The following is a 19,119-nucleotide window of genomic DNA, read 5'->3' as shown; positions in this document are numbered from 1 at the left end:
TGTCAAACCAACAGTTCGCCCCTACTCCGGCCTTGCCGGAAGCTTCTCATATTGCGACCGTACAAAGCGCTGCACCGCCCGCCACATCAATGGATAGCGGTAGCCCGGCACCGCGAACAGCATCAGCGCACAGAGCGCCAGCAGACCGCAGAACAGGAACGTGCCGCGATAGCTGAACGCCTGCACCAGCAACCCCGACAGTATGCCGGACAGAATCGATCCAAGCCGCGCGGCGTTGAAGAACAGCGCGGTGGCGCGGCCAGGCGAATCCGGCATCAGGTCTTGTACATAGGTCATGCCGAGGCAAGACGTCACCGCGACCACGAACGCGTTGAGCATCTGCATCGGGATCAGCACGTTGACGTGCCCCGCCAGCGACATCGCGACGAAATAGACCGCGTGCGCCGCCGCGCAGGCGGCCAGCCAGTTCGGCTTGTGCAGCGCCGACGATTTCGCGCCGAGCGCGAGCATCATCGGGATTTCCGTCAATGCGCCGAGACCGAGCATGATCGACACGTCCAGATGCGTGCCGTTCAGGCCATGCACGATGTAGAGCGGCAGCACGATCATGGTCGCGTTGGCGGCGAGGCCGAGCAGCGTGAGCGCGGCCACCGCGCGATGGATGTCGCCCGGCGACGCGACGCCCGGCAAGTCTTCATGCGCATCTTCGCCGGGCGCGGTCAACGGCGGCACCGTGATCGATGCCGACGGCTCCGACGCCGTGTCCTCCACCGTGTGATCGCCCAGATGACCTTGCGGCTCTTGCATGCGCCAGACGATCGTCGCGCAGATCGCGAAACTTGCCGCGGCGAACAGAAAGAGCCCATAGAAACCGCTCGCCGCGAGCACCAATGCGCCCACCGAGGGACCGAACACCCATGCCGCCGACAGAATGGTCCGCAAGGTCGCGCTGGCGAACGCGCGCTCCGCCTGATCCGGCACCGGCAGCGCCGCGCGGCTGAACGAAAACACCAGCGAGATGGCCGAGCCGCCCGCGCCGATAAATGCAATGCCGACCACCAGCAACAGCCGGTAGTCACGCACGACGCATAAACATAGGTAGCCGAGCGCGGCGGCTGCCAGCGACGCCAGCAACAATGGCCGATGCCGTCCGCTCGCGTCGCTCCAGCGGCCGGCGAAGGTGCTCGCGAGCACGCCGCTGGCGGCGATCAGCGTCATGAATACGCCGAGCCTGAGTGGCGTCATGCCGGCGCGTTCGACGCCGAACAGCGACAGATACGGCGCGGTAAACGACATCGCCACACCGAGCATGAGTGTGGCGGCGGCCAGCGGCTTGAAGCCATGGATGCGCAGCAGGTCGAAAAAACGTGATGTCTTCAACACGGTTGGCGGTGGTCAGGGAAAACGAGCCGCTGCCTGGCGCCATGGGCGCCAAAGAATTCGTGGCCGGATCGACGGGGCATTATCGGCCTACCTCGCCTGTGCGTAAACCCGCGCACCCCGCGTCCCACATTCGCGATGCGCGCCGTTACTGTCGAACTGCCGGCGCGGTGCAGACTATTTACCGTCCGCTCTCGCCTTTACATCAGTGCAGAACCACGTAACCGCGTTTTTCAAGCGTCCGGAGGTGCCATAGATTGCCATAGACGCCGCAAGCGATGCCGAACAGGACTGACAGCACCAGTCCGATCAGATCGCCCGCACTGCCCCAGAAATCCGTAAAGAAAAACATGATATTGACCGACAACATGATGAAGGCGGCAAACCACATTCTCTTCGACAACGCCCACACGAAACCCAGCAGCAACGCCCCCCAACTGAAGCCGGTGGCAACCGCGACGGTTTCGTCCTTGCCGGGGTAACGCAGGTAGATCCTCTCTCTCATTTCCTTTCCTGAATGCGATGACACGCCGACGGTTTGTTGCCTGTTCGGCGCCTTTAACTGTGTGCCTGAAGGACAAAAAAACACCCCATTGTCCCTCTCACTGACGCCCCAAGCCATAACTGCTACTCTAACTAAATCCGCGATCGGCGAAAAAACCTGCGATCGGCAACACGCCCCCTGCCTGTACAGGTAAAAAACATCGAGTGTAACGATGCCCACACAAACAGCATATTCACAGAAGGCCCCCTCGCGCGCCGAGGTAAACATGCTCCCCGGTGCCACGGTATTAGAGTTCGGCACCGGCTGGTGCGGCTACTGCCAGGGCGCGCAAGCATCGATCGCCAAAGCATTTGAACCACACGCCGGCATCCGGCATCTAAAAATCGAAGACGGCCCCGGCCGGCCGCTAGGCCGCTCCTTCAAGGTCAAACTATGGCCAACGCTGATCTTCATGCGCGACGGTGCCGAAATCTCACGCGTAGTGCGCCCCACCAGCGCGACCGAGATCGCCGAAGCCTTCGCATCGCTTTAAGCTGCACGCAAGCGAGCAAACCCGAGCGCATGTCATGCGACAAGCCATTCATCATTTGAGCATCAAAGCCCGCACCCGCGGTCTCGTCGAATTCACCGACGAGGCGCGCCGCTTTGTCGCCGAACAGGCCATCGGCACCGGCTTGCTGACACTGTTCTGCCGTCACACATCCGCTTCGTTATTGATCCAGGAAAACGCCGATCCTTCCGTGCAACGCGATCTGGAACGCTACTTCGCGAGCCTCGCGCCCGAAGACGCCGGGCGTTACGAACACGATGCGGAAGGACCGGACGATATGCCGGCCCACCTTCGCACGGCTTTGACGCAGGTGCAATTGTCGGTGCCGGTCGAGCACGGCCGGATGGTGCTCGGCACGTGGCAAGGTCTTTACCTGTTCGAACATCGCCGTCACACGCAGCCGCGCGATATCGTGCTGCACCTGATCGGCGAATGATGTGCTGCCGGCACTGTCGAACTACAGCAGGAAGTACCGGCAGTGTGTATCGACAAATGCGTTTGCGGCACTGCTTTATCCGCCAACCGGTTTAAAGGGAGCAATATCTCATGGGCACCCATAGCGAACTGCAGGCTACCGTCGCTGCGATGGTTCAACCCGGCAAAGGTCTTCTCGCCGCCGACGAAAGCGGCCCGACCATCGCCAAACGCTTCAAGACAATCGGCCTCGAATCCAATGAGGAAAACCGTCGCGCGTACCGCAATCTGCTGCTGACCACGCCCGGTCTGGGCGAGTTCGTCAGCGGCGTAATCCTCTACGAAGAAACGCTCGGTCAGAAAGCCAACGACGGTACGCCGTTTCCCCAACTCGCCGCCAAAACCGGCATCCTGCCGGGCATCAAGGTAGACCTCGGCAAGATCCCGCTCGCGCTCGCGCCCGGCGACGAAATCACCGAGGGTCTCGACGGCCTCGCCAAACGCTACGTCGACTACAAACGGCAAGGCGCGCGCTTCGCCAAATGGCGCGCGGTCTACCACATCACGGCAAGCCTGCCGAGCCGGCTCGCGATCGAAGCCAATGCCGATTCGTTAGCGCGTTATGCGGCGATTTCGCAGGAAGCGGGCATCGTGCCGATCGTCGAACCGGAAGTGCTGATGGACGGCGATCACACCATCGAGCGCAGCGCCGAAGTGACCGAGGCGGTATTGCACGAGGTCTTCCACGCGCTCCATCGACATCGCGTCGTACTCGAACACATCCTGCTGAAGCCGAGCATGGTGCTGGCCGGCGCGGATCACGCCCAACAATCCACCGCCGCGGAGATCGCCGTGCAAACCTTGCGGGTTCTCAAACGCACGGTGCCGTCGGCGGTGCCGGGCATCGTGTTCCTGTCCGGCGGACAGACGCCGGAACAGGCAACGGCCAATCTCGACGCAATGAATCGCCTCGGGCCACTGCCGTGGAATCTGAGCTTTTCGTATGGACGCGCGTTGCAGGAACCACCGCTGCAAGCCTGGAAGGGCGAGGCAAGCAACGTCGAAGAAGCGCAGCAGGCCTTGCTCAAGCGCGCGCGTCTGAACGGCGCGGCAGCGCTCGGCCAGTACGACGCGGCGCAGGAAAAGAAGTAGCCGCAGCGTCAAACGGTCCGCCGTGCCGGGAAACGTGAAGTCGTGGCGGGCCGTGTCTTCAGCGAGTTGCGCCGCGGCTCAGCAAACGCTGTGCCGCGGGTCTTCAGGCGCTGGGACGCAGCACATTGACGGGCTTACGCGGGGACGCCACACATTGACGGGCTTACGGTTCGCAAGCCACCAATGCGTGCAGTTCGTCGATATTGAATGGCTTGGCGAGAATCGCCACGCCGAGACGGCGTGCCCGTTCGAGTTCGTCCGCGTAGCCGGTCATGAGCGCGATCTTCTGCGCCGGCCACGCATTGCGCACTTTTTCCGCGAGGTCGATGCCGTTGAGCCTGCCCGGCATCTGGATGTCGGATAGCACGAGTTCGAACTTTGCACCGCCGCTTAACACGTCGAGGGCAAGGTCGGCGGTGGGTTCATGCCGCACTTCACAGCCGAAGGTTTCCAGCACCGCGGCCACGCCCGCCGCCACGTCCTCGTTGTCCTCGACCAGCAAGACCATGCCGAGCGACGAAGGGGCCGGCTGAAGCACCGTTTCGGCGTCGGACACCACCGCCTTATGACGCTCGCGATAGCGCGGCAGATACAGCCTGACCGTGGTACCGCTTCCCGGCACACTGTCGATCCTGGCCGTGCCGCCCGCCTGTTCGCACATCGCGAGCACTTGGGCCAGGCCGAGCCCCGAGCCCGAACCGCGCAGCTTGGTGGTGAACAGCGGTTCGAACGCGCGGCGCGCGACCGTCTCGGGCATGCCTTCGCCGTCGTCCGAACAGGCGATCAGCACGTATTCGCCATCCGGCAACAACGTATCGCTGCCTACCAGCCAATTGTTCTGGCAGCGGATGACGAAACGGCCGCCGCGCGGCATCGCATCGCGCGCGTTGACGGCCAGATTCACGAGCGCAAATTCGAGGTCGGTCGGATCGGCCAGCACCTGCCAGACGTTGTCGACCATGTTCAACGCCACTTCCACGTTGTCGCCGAGCGCCGCGTCGATCAGCGGCACGGCTGCCGGCAGCCAACTGGCGAGGTCGACGGGTCCCTGTTTGAGCGGCTGCTTTTTCGCGACGCTCAATAGACGCCGCGTCAGCGACTCGGCGGCGACGGTTGCCCGCTCCACCGCGAGTACTTCTTTTTCGAGGTTGTTGAAGCGCTTCAGTCGCGCAAGCTCGATGTTCGCCGACACCACCATCAGCAGATTGTTGAAATCGTGCGCGACATTGGCGACCAGGTTGCCGAGCGCCCCCATGCGCAGCAAATGCCGGCTCGACGCCTCGGCGGAAAGGCGCATCGCCACTTCGCCCTGCCAGCGCTCCCATGCGCGGCGCTCCCCTTCCAGCTGACGCAGCGAGAAAAATACCAGCAGCCAGATCGCCAGGCACGGTATGGCTGTCATCGCCGCGATCAGCATGAAATGACGGCGCCACGCGTCGGCGATCGACGCGGTTGTGTAAGCGCTCGTCACGTAGAGCGGATAGTCGCCGACGCGGCGAAATGCCAGCAAGCGGTCGACGCCGTCCACTGTCGAGGTCAGGCGAACGTGGCCGAACAGCTGTTTGTCACGCAGCGCCGCGGCAAACGCACTCTGCGCTTTTGGGTGCACGCCCGCCGGCCACGCCGGATAACGGACCAGCAGATTGCCGTCCTGGCGGTATAAGCCTAGCGACAGGGACTCATCGCCATTCGTCAGATCACGGTAGAAACGCGAGAAATATTGATTGCGCAGCGCTACCGACACCACGCCGAGGAATTGCCCATTTTCCCCCGAGCGGCCAATCGCCGTGTTGAACACATCGGTGCGCGACAGCGGCCCGAACATCGGCAGTGAAAAATACGGCTTCGGGCGCATCGCTTTGGCTGCGGTGAAGTCTTCGCGCTGAACGATCGACAGCACCGGCGCGGGATAGGCGCTGCTCGACACAAGCAGATCACCGGCCGCGCCGAGCACCACGATCGACGCGACCTGTGGAAAGTCGCCGCCGATCTCGCGCAAGCGATCATGCAACGCGGCTTCATGCGCGCGAATGCGCGTGTCGTCCTCGTCGCCCACCAGCTCGACGATACGCGAGGCCATCTGCTGATTGAGGTCCATCACCTTGACGGCCTGTTCCTCGGCCACGCGCGCGAGCCTGTCGATCATGTCGTTCGAATCGGCGATGCGGCGATCGTAATCGAAATAGCCGTAACCCGCCAGGCAGACCAGCGGAAACACTATCGAAACCGCGAACACGGTCAACAGGACGCGCCGCGTCGTCGAGAAGTGACGCGATGGCATCGGGAAATCGACGGCGACACGTTCCGCACGGTGCACGCTCATGAACTCCATAAAAAAACGGGGCAAGGTTGGCACTGCACACTGTTTCGGGCGGCTGTTCGTGCGCTCATTCCTTTTTTCTGGAATTTACAGCACTTCCGGCGTTATCCCTAGCCTGGCATGATATGGAAAACACCTGTGGGTGTTTGTTTGAAGTCGGGCATGTGAATTGCTGTCGCCTGCGGCGGTGCGGCCTTACGGCGCCCCCGCCACAGGCAATGCGGCGGCCGATTCGAGCACGCGCAACAGACGCTCCGGCGTCAACGGCTTCGCGCAGTGCGCATCGAAACCGGCTGCTTTAGCGCGGGCCCGGTCGTCACTCGATGCAAACGCGGTACAGGCCACCAGCAACATGTGCGCGGTCGATGGATCGGCTCTGAGGCGGCGTGCCAGTTCGAAGCCATCGAGTACCGGCATCTGGATGTCCAGCACCACCGCGAACGGCTGCCATTCGCAGGCCATTTCGCAAACGGCCAGTGGATCGTCGAGCGCGCGGCATTCAAAGCCGTCGGCGTTCAGCAGCATCTGCAGCGCTTCGGCAGCGTCGCGGTAATCGTCCACCACCAGCACACGACGATGCGAGGCCATTGCATACCGAATCGGCCGCCATACTACGACGTCGTCGTTCCCGTCCGTTCTGTCGTCGGGCGTCACCATCCTCTCCTTCGTGCCGCTAGCGGGCACGCCGGGAACACGCGCGCAAGATTCGCTCCCGCCGGGCGGCGAAAGCCTTCGATTCTTCAGACCTTTGTTTCGGCTCCTGCCGTGTCGCGGTCTACCTGCCGCTGCGCGCTGCCTCTCATTTCAACCATAGCCTACCGTGCGCACTGCTGCTTGCCGTATTGCGAACTTCGGTCCCTCGCCGTCGGGCTCGAAGGCGCGGCTGGCGTTCTCGCGCAGCCGCCGACGCGGCCGTGATATCGGCACATTGAAAAAGCCGGCGCAATCATGCCGCCGGCTTTTTCACCGCACTTAGTTCAACCGCCGCGTTCAGTCTCCCCGGTGACCTTACGCCTAACCGCGCTTCGACTGAACCCGCGCGATCTGCTGTTTCGCCACTTCATAGACATGCTCGGGCGTGAAGCCGAATTTCTTCTTCAGATCGCTCAGCGGCGCGGACGCGCCAAAACTACGCATCACCACCTGCGCGCCCAGGCGCCCGACATAACGATCCCAGCCAAGCGAGGCAGCCTGTTCGACAGCCACCCGTGCATCGATGTCCGGCGGCAGCACCGAGTCCCGATACGCCTCATCCTGACGCTCGAAGATATCCCACGACGGCATCGACACCACACGCGCCGCAATCCCTTCGCTCCTGAGCTTCTCGTATACGTCGACGCACAGCGACACTTCGCTGCCCGTCGCCAACAATAGCACCTGAGGTTTCTGCCCGTCAGGCGCATCGGCCAGCACATAAGCGCCCTGCTGCACGCCCTCTGCCGACGCATAGCGGCTGCGGTCGAAAGTCGGCAACGCCTGGCGTGTCACGACGATGCACGACGGCCGCTGTGGATGCGACAGCGCCACACGCCACGCCTGCGCGACTTCGTTCGCATCGCCCGGACGCAGCACGGTCAGGCACGGCACGGCGCGCAACGATGCCAGTTGCTCGATCGGCTGATGGGTCGGACCGTCCTCGCCGACGCCGATCGAATCGTGCGTGAACACGTAGACGGCCGGCACTTCCATGATCGAGGAAAGCCGGATCGGCGGCTTCATGTAGTCGCTGAAAATCAGGAAGGTCGAACCGAACGGCCGCAGCTTCGACACCGCGAGCCCGTTCACCACCGCGCCCATTCCATGTTCGCGAATCCCGAAGTGCAGGTTGCGGCCGCCATAATTGTCGTGCTCGAAGCTGCCGGCGCCTTCGAATTTCAGGTTAGTCTTGGTGGACGGCGCCAGATCGGCTGCGCCGCCGATGATCCATGGCACGCGCGCGGCAATCGCGTTGAGCACTTTGCCCGACGAGTCGCGCGACGCCATGCCTTTCGGGTCGGGATCGAAAGTCGGAATATCGCTGTCCCAATCCGACGGCAATTCGTGCGCCTCGATCTGCGCGAATTCGCGCGACAGGTCCGGGTACTTCTTCGTGTAGGCGTCGAACTTCGCTTGCCATTGCTCGCGCGCCGCCTTGCCGCGTGTGCCGATGCCTTGCGCGAAACGTTCGTGCACGCCGTCCGGCACGTAGAAGAACCTGTCTTCCGGCCAGCCGTACGCGCGCTTGGCGAGCACCACCTCTTCCACGCCGAGCGGTTCGCCGTGCGCGGACGCCGTGTCCTGCTTATGCGGCGCGCCCCAGCCGATGATGCTGTTCACCACGATCAGCGTCGGCTTGCCGACGATGCTTTTCGCTTCGACGAGGGCGGCTTCGAACGCCTCGGTATCGTTCGCATCCCTCACGTGCAGCGTGTGCCAGTTGTAGCCACGAAAGCGGCTTTCCACCTCGTCGCTATACGCGAGATCGGTGTGGCCTTCGATCGTCACGCGATTGCTGTCGTAAATCCAGATCAGGTTCGAGAGCCGCAAGTGTCCCGCGAGCGATGCGGCCTCGTGCGAAACGCCTTCCATCATGTCGCCGTCGCCGCATAGCGCGTAGACACGGTAATCGAACAATGACGCATCCGGCTGATTGAAATAGGTTTCATACCACCGCGCCGCCATCGCCATGCCGACACTGTTGCCGAGACCCTGGCCAAGCGGCCCGGTGGTGGTTTCCACCCCGCTCGTCAGGCGAAACTCGGGGTGGCCCGGCGTCTTGCTGCCGATCTGGCGGAAATGCTCGATGTCGTCGAGCGAGACGGCGGGCGCACCGGTCGGATTGCCGTCGTGGTCAACCTCCTTCACGTTGGCCAGATGCAGCAGCGAGTAAAGCAACATCGACGCGTGCCCCACCGACAGCACGAAGCGATCGCGATTCGGCCACAGCGGTTCGTCCGGGTCGTAGCGCAAATGGTGCTGCCACAGATGATAGGCAACCGGCGCCAGCGCCATCGGCGTGCCGGGGTGGCCGGAATTCGCCTTTTGCACAGCGTCCATCGATAGCGTGCGAATCGTGTTGATGCACAACTGATCGAGGGCGGGATCGTTTTGCATGGGGACACTCCTTGTTCGGCGGTTGAGAACCTCGCCGGGACGCACTGCATTCGGCATGCCCGGCGAACCGTGCTCGTAGGGAAGAACGCATGAGGAACCGCTGCCAACCCCGTCGATGATGCGCCGATGCGCGCAAATCTGCACGACGCGTTACATACAGGCGCCGTGCAGTGGCGGTAATCGGAAGGTGAACTTTCAGATGGCTTGCGGGACGGCTTGCGGTTTTTGCAGTGCACAAAAGCGGGCCGAATTGCCGCCATGCAGGGCACGCTTAGCGCAGTTTCGCGACGTCCTTATCGCTCACACGTGTCGCCGCCGGACCACAGCCGCCCGCCGCTGGTGGTGCCGTTCATCACCTGCAGAACGGTTTCCAGGTTGAAGATCGCATTCAATCCGCCGCCGAGGTCTTCCGTGCCTTTGAGGCCCAGCATACTGGTGCCCCAATCGCCGCCTTCAGCGCTCCAACGGCTCGAACTGCCGCCCACACCATTATTGATGTGATTCAGATATTCAACGCCACCGTCGAGGCGGCCATATAGCGTCACGCTGGTTTGACCATAAGCCAGCGGACTTGCCACCGCTAAGGCGGCCATTATTTTTGTACGTAGTTTCATTGTTTTTGCCGTGAATTTTTTCTGTCGCGATGACGCAATAAACCTTTGCGCGCTATGTACTCGACATTGGCACTCGGCGGCGACCTCGGCAGATCGAAAGCGACTCACGATAAGATAGGCGCTCCATAGCCGTCAGCCAAATCAAAACGCGCAATTTGCCGTTATTCGTTTTTTTTAACATTCGCCATTTACCATGAACGCGCCTGAATTGACCGAAGACGAAAACCTTGGCCTCTATCAACGCGCGACCGAACACGGCGCGGAATGGTGGCGCGTCAGCATCGCGGACCGGCCGGAAAACTATCGGCTGGAACACGGCGTCGATCACGGCAACGGCGCCGCGGCGGTCGATATCGATCTGGTGGTCGACGCGGAGAATCTGCGCGCGAAGCTGAAGAAATGGCGGCGCGAAGGCTTTGCGATCGACTCACCCGATACGGCCGACGACCAGACCGCACTCGAACGTGTGGCCTTCATGCCGGAACTGGAGCGGGTGGCAGCGCTGGCGTCGGCGGCCGGACACCGCCACGCGGCGGGCGCGCAAGAGACCGTGCGCATCGGCCACGTCGAGGTGCCGCGCGGTGTCGGCAACCCGCTCGTACCGCGCGTCAATCCCGCCTATCTGTTTTCCGAGCGCTTTAACGACATCGTCGAAGATATTGTCGAGAACCGGCGCGTGATGCTGATCGGCCATACCGGCGCCGGCAAGACCAGCCTGATTGAACAGGTCGCGGCGCGCTCGCATCATGGGGTGTTGCGCTCGAACATGAATGGACAGACTACGGTCGGCGATTTCGTCGGCTTCTGGACGGTCAAAGGCGGCGAAACGATCTGGGTCGACGGCGTGCTGCCCACGGCGATGCGCGAAGGGCTCTGGCTGATCGTCGACGAAATCGATTTCGCCGAGCCGTCGATTCTGGCGGCGCTCACCGCCGTGCTCGAACCGCATGGGCGGCTTGTGCTGAAAGAAAAAGGCAACGAGATCGTCGCGCCGCATCCGGCCTTCCGGCTGTTCGCCACGGCGAATGCGGTCGGTGCAATGAGCCAGTTCCGTCATCTGTACCTGGGCGCGAATCTGATGAACGAGGCGTTTCTCGATCGCTGGCGCGTCTATCTGCTCGACTACCTGACGCCCGCCGAAGAAGCCGACGTGCTGATGCGCACGCTCGCGCCGCACATGACACGCGCGCTCGCCACCACGCTGGCGGCGATTGCCGCCGATTGCCGCGCCGCGTTCGCCCGCGAGGATCTGTCGAGTGCGTTCTCGACGCGCCGCCTGCTCGACTGGGCCGAGTTGATGTTGCGCACCGGCGACCCCGAGCGCGCCGCCGGCCCGGCGATCTATGCGAAGGTCAGCCCGCAAGATGCCGCGCTGATTCGCGGCATCGTTCGCCATCACATCGCGCCGGCCGCCTGACGGTGAGCGCGATGCACGCGACGCGCGACACGCGGGGCTTTGCGTTCGAATCGACGCTCGGCAAAGTGGCGCGCGTGCTGACCGGCCAATACGGCGTGACGGTCGCGTTCAGTCCGGATGGGCCGCGGGTCGAACCCGGCCGCATCGTGATTCCCGACTATGAATTGAGCGGCGGTGTCGAGCGCGACGTGCTGACCGGTTACCTGGATCTGCTGGTGGCGCGCGCCAAACATTCGGCGCTTGCGCAACTGGAGGCGCTGCCGTCCGGCGTCGCGGCGAATCTCGCGCTGGTGATCGAAGACCGCCGTGTGTGCGCGCAACTGCTCGACGAATATCCTGGCGCGCACTGGTTCATCGGCAAGTTGCGCGCGCATGCCGCGGAGCAGGCGCGGCAGCGTTGGCCGAAACTGCATTGGCGCGACCGCCTGGTCTGGCTGGTGGAACGCGCGCTGTGGGACGAAACGCCGAGCCTGACCGAGGCGAGCCATTCGCTGATAGCCGCGCTGCATGCCGCGCAGGACCTGATGGAACAGGCGCGCGCGAGCCGTTCGACTGCGCATAGCATCGCGGCGGCGCAAGACTTCGTGGCGCGTGTGCGTGCGCTGTCCGCGGGCGAGTTCAACGGCATGATGTTCACCGCGGATCCGGTTGAAGACATCGACACGGAAACCGCCGCGTCCTCGTCGGCGCCGTTCAACGACGCCGCCGCCCGGCCCGATCAGGACAAGGCCGCCGCGCCGCCATCCGATCAGAGCGGCGGCGCGCAGGCGGAAAACGCGGTCGGCATGGGACAGTCGTTGGCCGATGCACAGCAGCTATCGACACATTCCGAAGGTGAAGCAGGCACCGCGGCAGACGCCGCCCGCGCACGGCTGTCGATCCCGCTCGCCACCGAATTCGACGAAATCACCGATGTCACCGGCCACGGCGACAGCGCCACGTGGCGCGAACTGCGCGCACAGGCCCGGGCGGAAACCGCACCGCTCAAGGAGAAACTCGAACGCGCGCTGAGCGCGGACGAACGCACGCGTTGGCGTCGCGAACAGGAGCGCGGTGAAATCGACCGCACGTCGCTCGCCAGGCTGGCGACTTCGCCGGGTTACCGCACGCCGTTTCGCACGCAACGGGCGGCCAAAGGTCGCGACGTGGCGGTGACCCTGCTGATCGACCGCAGCGGTTCGATGGCCGGACGCAAGATCGAACTCGCGCGCCTCTGCGCGAGCGCGTTGTGCGATGCGCTCACGCAGTTGTCGTTCGACTGCGAGGTGCTCGGCTATTGCTCGCTCGAATCGGCGCCGATGAAGCAGCTGTATGAGCGGCAGTTATCGGCCGGTGCCGATTTGCGGCGCTATAACCGCTTCGTCGAGCGGCTCGATCTGAAAATCTACAAACGCTTTGGCGCGACCGATCTGAGCGGCATCGCCCAGATCGATTGCGGCCACGAGCCCGATGGCGAGGCGCTGGCCTGGGCGGCGACACGGCTCGCCGATCATCGAGCCGGGCGGCGCATCCTGATCGTGTTCTCCGATGGCTATCCGTCGACCGGCGACGGCAATCCGCAAGTCTTGCGCCACGATCTGCGCGAACGCGTCGCGGCGATCCGGAAGCGCGGTATCGAGCTGGTGGGGATCGGTGTGCTGACCGATGCGGTCGAGGATTTCTATCCGCACAACGTGGTGGTGAGCCGCCTCGCCGAATTGCCGGCGACGGTGTTCTCGGTGTTGAGCGCGATGCTGCTGACGCGTTGACCAGACAGGCGCTTGCCGTACTGAAAGCCGCACGCGCCCAACCGGGTTACGCCACATGAGGCCTGAACGGGTATTGCTCGATCTCGCCGCCACGCGCGACCACCGCCGTGCTTTCGGGAATCTCCTCCCACCAGCCCGGCAGGTCGACCAGCGGCTCCGACAGCACGAGAAACGCATCCTCGCCGGCCGCCATGATGCGCGGATCGTCCGGATACAGATCGTGCAGATGGTGGAACGACACACTGTGAAAAAGCGAACGCGACTGCCCCTCGCTCGAATAACGCACCGCGACGAGCTGCTCGCCGTCAGTCGCGCAGACCGTCATGTTCAACGGCTGCTCGATGCCATGTTTGCGCCCGGTTTCCTCGACGAAACCCGCCATGCGCTCGATCGCGGTGACCGGCGTCAGTTCCAGGCCGAAGGTCAGCGCCAGGTAAAACATCACTTCGGAATCGGTCGAACCTTCGATCGACGGGAACAGATCGGGGGCGACCGCCAACATCAGATCGCGCCGCACCGCAGGATAGTCGCGCACCAGGCCGTTGTGCGCGAACAGCCAGCGGCCGTAGCGGAACGGGTGACAGTTGGTTTCCTGCGACGGCGTGTCGGTCGCCGCGCGCACGTGCGCGACGAACAGCGGCGCCCGGATTGCGCGCGCCGCCTCGCGCAGATTGCGGTCGCTCCACGCCGGTTGAATGCAGCGGTAGCGAAACGGAATATCGCCCGGATGACCGTACCAGCCGATGCCGAAGCCGTCGCCGTTAGTGGTCGTGTGGCCGAGCCGCGAATGCAGGCTCTGGTCGATCAGGGAATGTTTGGCACGAAACAGCACCGTTTCGAGGTGAATCGGGTTGCCGGTATAAGCGAGCCAGCGGCACATGCGTTTATCTCCTGTCCCGGCACGCCCGACGGACTTCGCGCGGCCTGGCGTGGCGCGTACTGCGCGCTATTTAGCGACGGGCTGCATCTGCGCAATCGGAATCAGGAATTCGGAGAAGCCGGTCAGCATGATCTGCACGCCGATGCACAACAGCAGGAACGACGATACACGCATTGCGACCTTGGTGCCTTCCACGCCGAGATACCTGGCGAAAATCGCCGCGCGGCTATAGATCAGGTAGACGGTGGCGGCCACGACGATCGAGATCACGACCGACGCGATACTCGACAACACGAAGTCAGACAGCTTATGCGTGCGGTTCGCGGTCAGCGCGATGGCGGTGGCGATCGAGCCGGGCCCGGTGGTCAGCGGAATGGTCAACGGAAAGAACGCCTTCGACTTCGCGTTCTCCGCATCGACGCGCTTGACGGGCTGTTCGGCCGGTTGCGTGTCGGGCGCATTGAGCATCTGCCAGCCGCCCACCGCCACCGCGAGGCCGCCGCCGATGCGCAGCGCCTGCATCGAAATACCGAAGAAATGCAGGATCGGCGTACCGAGGAACAGCGCCACCAGCAGCACGCACAGCACGTTGATGGCGATCTTCCTGGCGAGAGCGGTGCGCTCCTCGGTGGTCAACGAGGCAGTCCGGTCAAGGAAAATGAAAGCAATGCCAATCGGGTTGATGATGCTGATCAGCCCGGTGAAGCCAAACAGAATGTCCGAGATCAGACTTTCGACCATGTGCGATCCGTATCGGGCGGCGGCTCGGGCGGACTGACTGCGCACCGGGGACGCCGCGCTGTGTTGAGGGGGCTGGACGCGCTTCTATCATCCAGCTTCGATTGCTCGGGTTGCGTGGCCAGATGATATCGCGGCGCCGCACGTAAACCGCGATAAACCGTGCCGCCCGCCCCGTGCCGCTGACATTGCAATGCAGCGAGTTCGCCCCGAAGGATGCTCGCGCAACTTTCGAAAAGCCTACATTTTTTTGACCTGCTTTACGTAGCTGAAGCATCAGGCATAAAGTCGCCAGCGAGCCCAGACTTTCAACGAGACGTACTCACCGGTTCGAGGAGTTGCCCCATGTTGCTTCGTGTACTTGCCGCGCTGCCGTTCATCGGCATGCTGGTCGGCATCGCGTTTGTCAATCGCGTCGAGCCGCTGGTGCTCGGCATGCCGTTCGTGCTGGCCTGGATCGTCATGTGGGTGGTGTTGAGTTCGATCATCATGGCGATCGTCTACCGTCTGGATTCCAGCAATCGTGAGATCGCCGTCGAGGGCGAGGAGGTCCGTTCATGAGCGCACTCGTCATCATCGCGGGCATTACGCTGTTTGCGCTGTACCTCGGCGTGCGCGCGCGGCGCGGCCACGACATGAGTCTCGAACAATGGACCGTAGGCGGGCGCAGCTTCGGCACCGCGTTCGTGTTCCTGCTGATGGCCGGTGAGATCTACACGACTTTCACCTTCCTTGGCGGCAGCGGCTTTGCTTACGGCAAGGGCGCGCCGGTCTACTACATCCTCGCGTATGGCACGCTCGCGTACATCCTTTCGTACTGGATGCTGCCGCCGATCTGGCGTTACGCGAAAGCCCACCATCTCGTCTCGCAGCCGCACTTCTTTGCGCGCAAATACGACAGTCCTGCGCTCGGCACGCTGGTGGCGCTGGTCGGCGTGGCCGCGTTGATTCCGTATCTGGTGCTGCAACTGAAGGGGCTTGGCATCATTGTGGCGACCGCGTCGTACGGCGCGATTTCGTCGACGGCGGCCGTGTGGATCGGCGCCGCGGTGGTGACGTCTTACGTGATCGCCTCCGGTGTGCGCGGCTCGGCGTGGAATTCGGTGGTGAAGGATCTGCTGATTCTGGCAATTGTGCTGTTCCTCGGCATTTATCTGCCGCTTCATTACTACGGCGGTCTCGGCGGCATGTTCCGCGCGATCGATGCCGCCCGCCCCGGCTTCCTGACATTCCCGGCCAAGGGTTCGAGCGTGACCTGGTTCCAGTCGACCGTGCTGCTGACCGCGCTGGGATTCTTCATGTGGCCGCACACGTTCGGCTCGGTATTCACGGCAAAAGACGCGCGCATTTTCCGGCGCAACGCGATGGTGTTGCCGCTGTATCAGTTGATCCTGCTGTTCGTGTTCTTCGTCGGTTTTGCGGCGACGCTGAAGGTGCCGGGCCTGAAGGGCGGCGACATCGACCTGTCGTTGTTCCGTCTGTCGTTGCAGACGTTCGACCCGTGGTTCATCGGCGTGATCGGCGCGGCGGGCGTGCTGACCGCGCTCGTGCCGGGCTCGATGATTTTGACGTCCGCGTCGACACTGCTTGCCAACGATGTTTACCGCGGCATGGTGAACCGCGGCGCTTCGGACGCGAAGGTGGCGAAGCTGGCTCGCTTCCTGGTGCCCGTCGTTGCGCTGGTCGCTGTGGGTTTCACCCTGCATGGCGGGGAGACGATCGTGGCGTTGCTGTTGATGGGTTATAGCTTTGTGACGCAGTTGTTCCCTGCCGTGATTTGCAGCCTGGCGCCGCGCAATCGGGCGACCAAACAGGGGGCTTTCTGCGGGATTCTCGCGGGGGTGACGGTGGTGGCCGTGACGACCACCATGCACCTTAGCGTCGCGCAGTTGATGCCGTTTTTGCCTGATGCGTTGAAGGATGTGAACATCGGGTTTCTGGCGTTGGCCGTGAATGTGATTGTTTTTGTTGTGGTGAGTGCGGTGACGCAGTCGAGTTCGGCGCAGCGGAGTTCTGCCGCGTTTCATTGAGCTGGTTGCCTGCGGCGGTGGGGTTTGCCTGTAGTTTTTGCCTTTGGCGGCGGCATTTGGTTGTGTGCCTACGGCGTCCCGCTCCCCACCCTCATGAAGCCGTCTGCATGCAGCGACACCGCCCATTGCCGGCTGCTCTCGAATAGCGCATCGACAAGGCGCCCCCGCTGCGCTCGCTTCAGCAGCGCAGCGGGCAGCCATGTCGAGCTATATCCGTAAAGGAGCTGGCCAGCTTCACCGACATTGTCGGCCCAGAAGACGTCTCCGGCTGACGCGCCGGGGCGGTCGTCGGCAATGAGCACGCCGGGCGCGTGCTGCATCACGAATGCGGCATCCCAGAAGCGCCGCGCCGGGACGGCGAGCACTTGCGGCTCGGACGTCGCGCAGCCGTTGGCGGCGTCCATGATCCAATCGAAGAATGGTTGCCAGATTCGTATAGCGTCGTCCCGGTTCAGGCCCTGGTACAGCATCGCGATCTTTAGCGTGTTGTCAGCATGGAAGGCCACCGTTTCGCCCCAATGCTCGTTGAGCAGATTGCCGGCGTAGAACGCGATGAATTCGCCGATCAATGCCTTGAACGCCGCGCTCGACGATGCCTTGACCGTCGCACGCATCGTGCCGAACTGGTCGGGAAGTTCGTGCGTCCGGAGCGTCATTCGTGTGACGACGCCCAGACTGCCGCCGCCTCCGCCTTTCAATCCCCAGAAAAGATCAGGATGTGTACACGCATTCGCGATTCGCACGACGCCATCGGCCGTCACGACCTCGGCTTGCAGCAACCCCGCAGCGGCCGTGCCGAACTTTTTTGAAAAGTTGCCGAAGCCTCCGCTCTGTACCAGGCCGGCTACGCCCACCGTCAGGCAGCCGCCGCCTTGCACATAGCGGCCGGCCCGCGCGCTCACGGCGTCGTACACATGCGCCCACAGCGCGCCAGCGCCTACCGTCACCGCTGGTTGCGGCGTCAGCCGTCCGGCGCAGCCGTCAGGCACAAAGGCGTCGTGCACCGTGATCTCGCGCATGGGCCTTGTCCAGATCATCAGCGAGTCCGGCGCGTTCGACGTGCCCTGGTAGCTGTGGCCGCCGCCCCTCACCACCAGGCGCAGGCGATGTTCGCGAGCGAAGTCTACGGTCCGCGCCACGTCTTGCGCATCGGACGCGGCGACGACGTAGGCACTCGGGGCGTATGTCCATGCGTCGAGCCATCCGGATGTCTGCGTCAGCGCGGGCGTGTCGCCGATGTAATAAGGGTTCTTCAAATGCTTGAAGACGTCGAGACAGGCGGCACTCGCAGGCGACTCGACGCAGATCGCCAACGGCGACGTGACCGGACTCAAGCGGCCGCCCACCGCGCGGTTCTTCAGTAATGGAGCGGCAAGCGCTCCTTTGAGCAAAGTCCGCCGGTCGAATGCGCACATAGGGTTTCCTTACCTTCGCAAAGTGACGGGATGTTCTGTCTTTTTTCATGCCCTCGTCAGTCGCATGGCGATGCCCGCTAACAATGCGATTTTCCCGAGCCCGCGATGGGCGTGGTCGTCATGAATGACGATACACTACGCCCAGATCGAAACCGATTGAATTTGAACGAGTATGCGGAGCGGATGAATGACTTATCTTCTTTACTATTCGCCGGGCGCTGCAAGCATGGCGGTTCACTGGATGTTGATTGAAATGGGCATTGCATTCGAAGCCCGTCTCGTCGACATCGATTCCGGCGACCAGCGAAACCCTGAATATCTACGGCTGAATCCGGCGGGCCGTGTTCCCACGCTAGTGATCGACGGTGTGCCGCGCGGCGAGTCGGCCGCGTTGCTCATGCTGCTGGCCGAACGGCATCCCGAAGCCGCCCTCGCGCCCGAGCCGGGCTCCGCCGATCGCGCCGCATGGCTGGAACTGATGATCTATCTCGCCAACACGCTTCTGCCCGCTATGCGCGACTGGTTTTACGCCGACGTCGATGGCGATCCGCTCGGCGCCGAAGCGGTCCGGGCACTCGCGCGGCGCCGCATCGAACAAGCCTGGGACCGGCTCGACGCCCACCTCGCCAGCGGACACGAGTACCTCGTCGGCGGAAAGCTCAGTACCGCTGATTTCCTCGCGGTGATGCTGATGCGCTGGACGCGCAATATGCCTCGCCCGGCGACCGGTTGGCCGCATCTCGCCCGCTACATCCACCGGCTACGCGCCTTGCCGTCGTTCGTCGAGGTGAATGCACGAGAGCGGCTCACTGATTGGCGCAACGAGAACGAATGATGCCTCTTCGACGAGTCTGAACTCGCCTGTTGTTCGGTGGGATGAGCAGGTTCTCGCCGCGCTGGTC

Annotated in this window: 16 protein-coding genes and 1 pseudogene; 8 read left to right on the top strand and 9 right to left on the bottom strand. The window is 63.1% G+C overall.

The window, feature by feature from the left end:
• Nucleotides 1-21: 21 nt before the first annotated feature.
• Nucleotides 22-1,344, bottom strand: a complete 1,323-nt coding sequence (locus tag SB772_RS21975) for a sugar efflux transporter (RefSeq protein ID WP_410835307.1) — start codon at nt 1,342-1,344, stop codon at nt 22-24.
• A gap of 202 nt (nt 1,345-1,546) precedes the next feature.
• Entirely contained in the window at nt 1,547-1,846 is a 300-nt protein-coding gene (locus SB772_RS21970) for a DUF2628 domain-containing protein (protein ID WP_410835306.1), read from the bottom strand.
• 211 nt (nt 1,847-2,057) lie between these two features.
• Here SB772_RS21970 and SB772_RS21965 point away from each other — a divergent pair, with 211 nt between their 5' ends.
• The 3 genes from SB772_RS21965 to SB772_RS21955 all read left to right on the top strand — a co-directional run bounded on the left by SB772_RS21965 (nt 2,058) and on the right by SB772_RS21955 (nt 3,962).
• The gene (locus SB772_RS21965) at nt 2,058-2,378 is read left to right on the top strand and encodes a thioredoxin family protein (protein ID WP_410835305.1); all 321 of its coding nucleotides are present in this window, start codon (nt 2,058-2,060) and stop codon (nt 2,376-2,378) included.
• A gap of 34 nt (nt 2,379-2,412) precedes the next feature.
• Complete coding sequence (locus SB772_RS21960) at nt 2,413-2,832, top strand: secondary thiamine-phosphate synthase enzyme YjbQ (protein ID WP_410835304.1); 420 nt, start codon at nt 2,413-2,415, stop codon at nt 2,830-2,832.
• Between the two features lie 110 nt (nt 2,833-2,942).
• Entirely contained in the window at nt 2,943-3,962 is a 1,020-nt protein-coding gene (locus SB772_RS21955) for a class I fructose-bisphosphate aldolase (protein ID WP_410835303.1), read from the top strand.
• A 163-nt stretch (nt 3,963-4,125) separates the two neighbouring features.
• Here SB772_RS21955 and SB772_RS21950 read toward each other — a convergent pair whose 3' ends face one another.
• The 4 genes and pseudogenes from SB772_RS21950 to SB772_RS21935 all read right to left on the bottom strand — a co-directional run.
• Nucleotides 4,126-6,279: an ATP-binding protein gene (locus SB772_RS21950; protein WP_410835353.1), complete on the bottom strand. Its 2,154-nt coding sequence runs from the start codon at nt 6,277-6,279 to the stop codon at nt 4,126-4,128.
• Nucleotides 6,280-6,477: 198 nt separating this feature from the next.
• The gene (locus SB772_RS21945; RefSeq protein WP_410835302.1) at nt 6,478-6,939 is read right to left on the bottom strand and encodes a response regulator; all 462 of its coding nucleotides are present in this window, start codon (nt 6,937-6,939) and stop codon (nt 6,478-6,480) included.
• A 357-nt stretch (nt 6,940-7,296) separates the two neighbouring features.
• Nucleotides 7,297-9,375 carry a transketolase gene (gene tkt / locus SB772_RS21940; protein WP_410835301.1) on the bottom strand — a complete coding sequence of 693 codons (2,079 nt, stop codon included), beginning with the start codon at nt 9,373-9,375 and terminating at the stop codon, nt 7,297-7,299.
• Between the two features lie 317 nt (nt 9,376-9,692).
• Nucleotides 9,693-9,989 (bottom strand): annotated as a pseudogene (locus tag SB772_RS21935) (porin); the annotation flags it as partial.
• Nucleotides 9,990-10,182: 193 nt separating this feature from the next.
• On the opposite strand from SB772_RS21935, the gene SB772_RS21930 reads away from it, so the two are divergent.
• Both SB772_RS21930 and SB772_RS21925 read left to right on the top strand, forming a co-directional pair.
• Nucleotides 10,183-11,406, top strand: a complete 1,224-nt coding sequence (locus SB772_RS21930) for an AAA family ATPase (RefSeq protein WP_410835300.1) — start codon at nt 10,183-10,185, stop codon at nt 11,404-11,406.
• 11 nt (nt 11,407-11,417) lie between these two features.
• Entirely contained in the window at nt 11,418-13,154 is a 1,737-nt protein-coding gene (locus tag SB772_RS21925) for a cobaltochelatase CobT-related protein (RefSeq protein ID WP_410835299.1), read from the top strand.
• Between the two features lie 46 nt (nt 13,155-13,200).
• On the opposite strand, the gene SB772_RS21920 is transcribed toward SB772_RS21925, so the two are convergent.
• Together SB772_RS21920 and SB772_RS21915 are read right to left on the bottom strand one after the other, a co-directional pair.
• Entirely contained in the window at nt 13,201-14,034 is an 834-nt protein-coding gene (locus SB772_RS21920; protein ID WP_410835298.1) for a class II glutamine amidotransferase, read from the bottom strand.
• Between the two features lie 66 nt (nt 14,035-14,100).
• On the bottom strand, nt 14,101-14,775 hold the full coding sequence (locus SB772_RS21915) for a MarC family protein (RefSeq protein WP_410835297.1): 675 nt from the start codon (nt 14,773-14,775) through the stop codon (nt 14,101-14,103).
• Nucleotides 14,776-15,117: 342 nt separating this feature from the next.
• Here SB772_RS21915 and SB772_RS21910 point away from each other — a divergent pair, with 342 nt between their 5' ends.
• Nucleotides 15,118-15,333 carry a DUF3311 domain-containing protein gene (locus SB772_RS21910; protein WP_410835296.1) on the top strand — a complete coding sequence of 72 codons (216 nt, stop codon included), beginning with the start codon at nt 15,118-15,120 and terminating at the stop codon, nt 15,331-15,333.
• Complete coding sequence (locus SB772_RS21905) at nt 15,330-16,802, top strand: sodium:solute symporter family protein (RefSeq protein ID WP_410835295.1); 1,473 nt, start codon at nt 15,330-15,332, stop codon at nt 16,800-16,802. The genes SB772_RS21910 and SB772_RS21905 overlap by 4 nt, the downstream gene beginning before the upstream one ends.
• Before the next feature lie 68 nt (nt 16,803-16,870).
• Here the strand turns inward: SB772_RS21905 and SB772_RS21900 are convergent, their stop codons facing one another.
• Entirely contained in the window at nt 16,871-18,217 is a 1,347-nt protein-coding gene (locus SB772_RS21900; RefSeq protein ID WP_410835294.1) for an FAD-binding oxidoreductase, read from the bottom strand.
• A gap of 187 nt (nt 18,218-18,404) precedes the next feature.
• On the opposite strand from SB772_RS21900, the gene SB772_RS21895 reads away from it, so the two are divergent.
• Nucleotides 18,405-19,052, top strand: a complete 648-nt coding sequence (locus SB772_RS21895) for a glutathione S-transferase family protein (protein WP_410835293.1) — start codon at nt 18,405-18,407, stop codon at nt 19,050-19,052.
• Nucleotides 19,053-19,119: the final 67 nt, after the last annotated feature.

It is taken from the genome of Paraburkholderia sp. SIMBA_030 (assembly GCF_046535245.1).
In the GTDB taxonomy this organism is placed as follows: domain Bacteria; phylum Pseudomonadota; class Gammaproteobacteria; order Burkholderiales; family Burkholderiaceae; genus Paraburkholderia.
The sequence above is the reverse complement of the archived record's forward strand: the minus strand, read 5'-3'. Positions and strand labels throughout refer to the sequence as shown.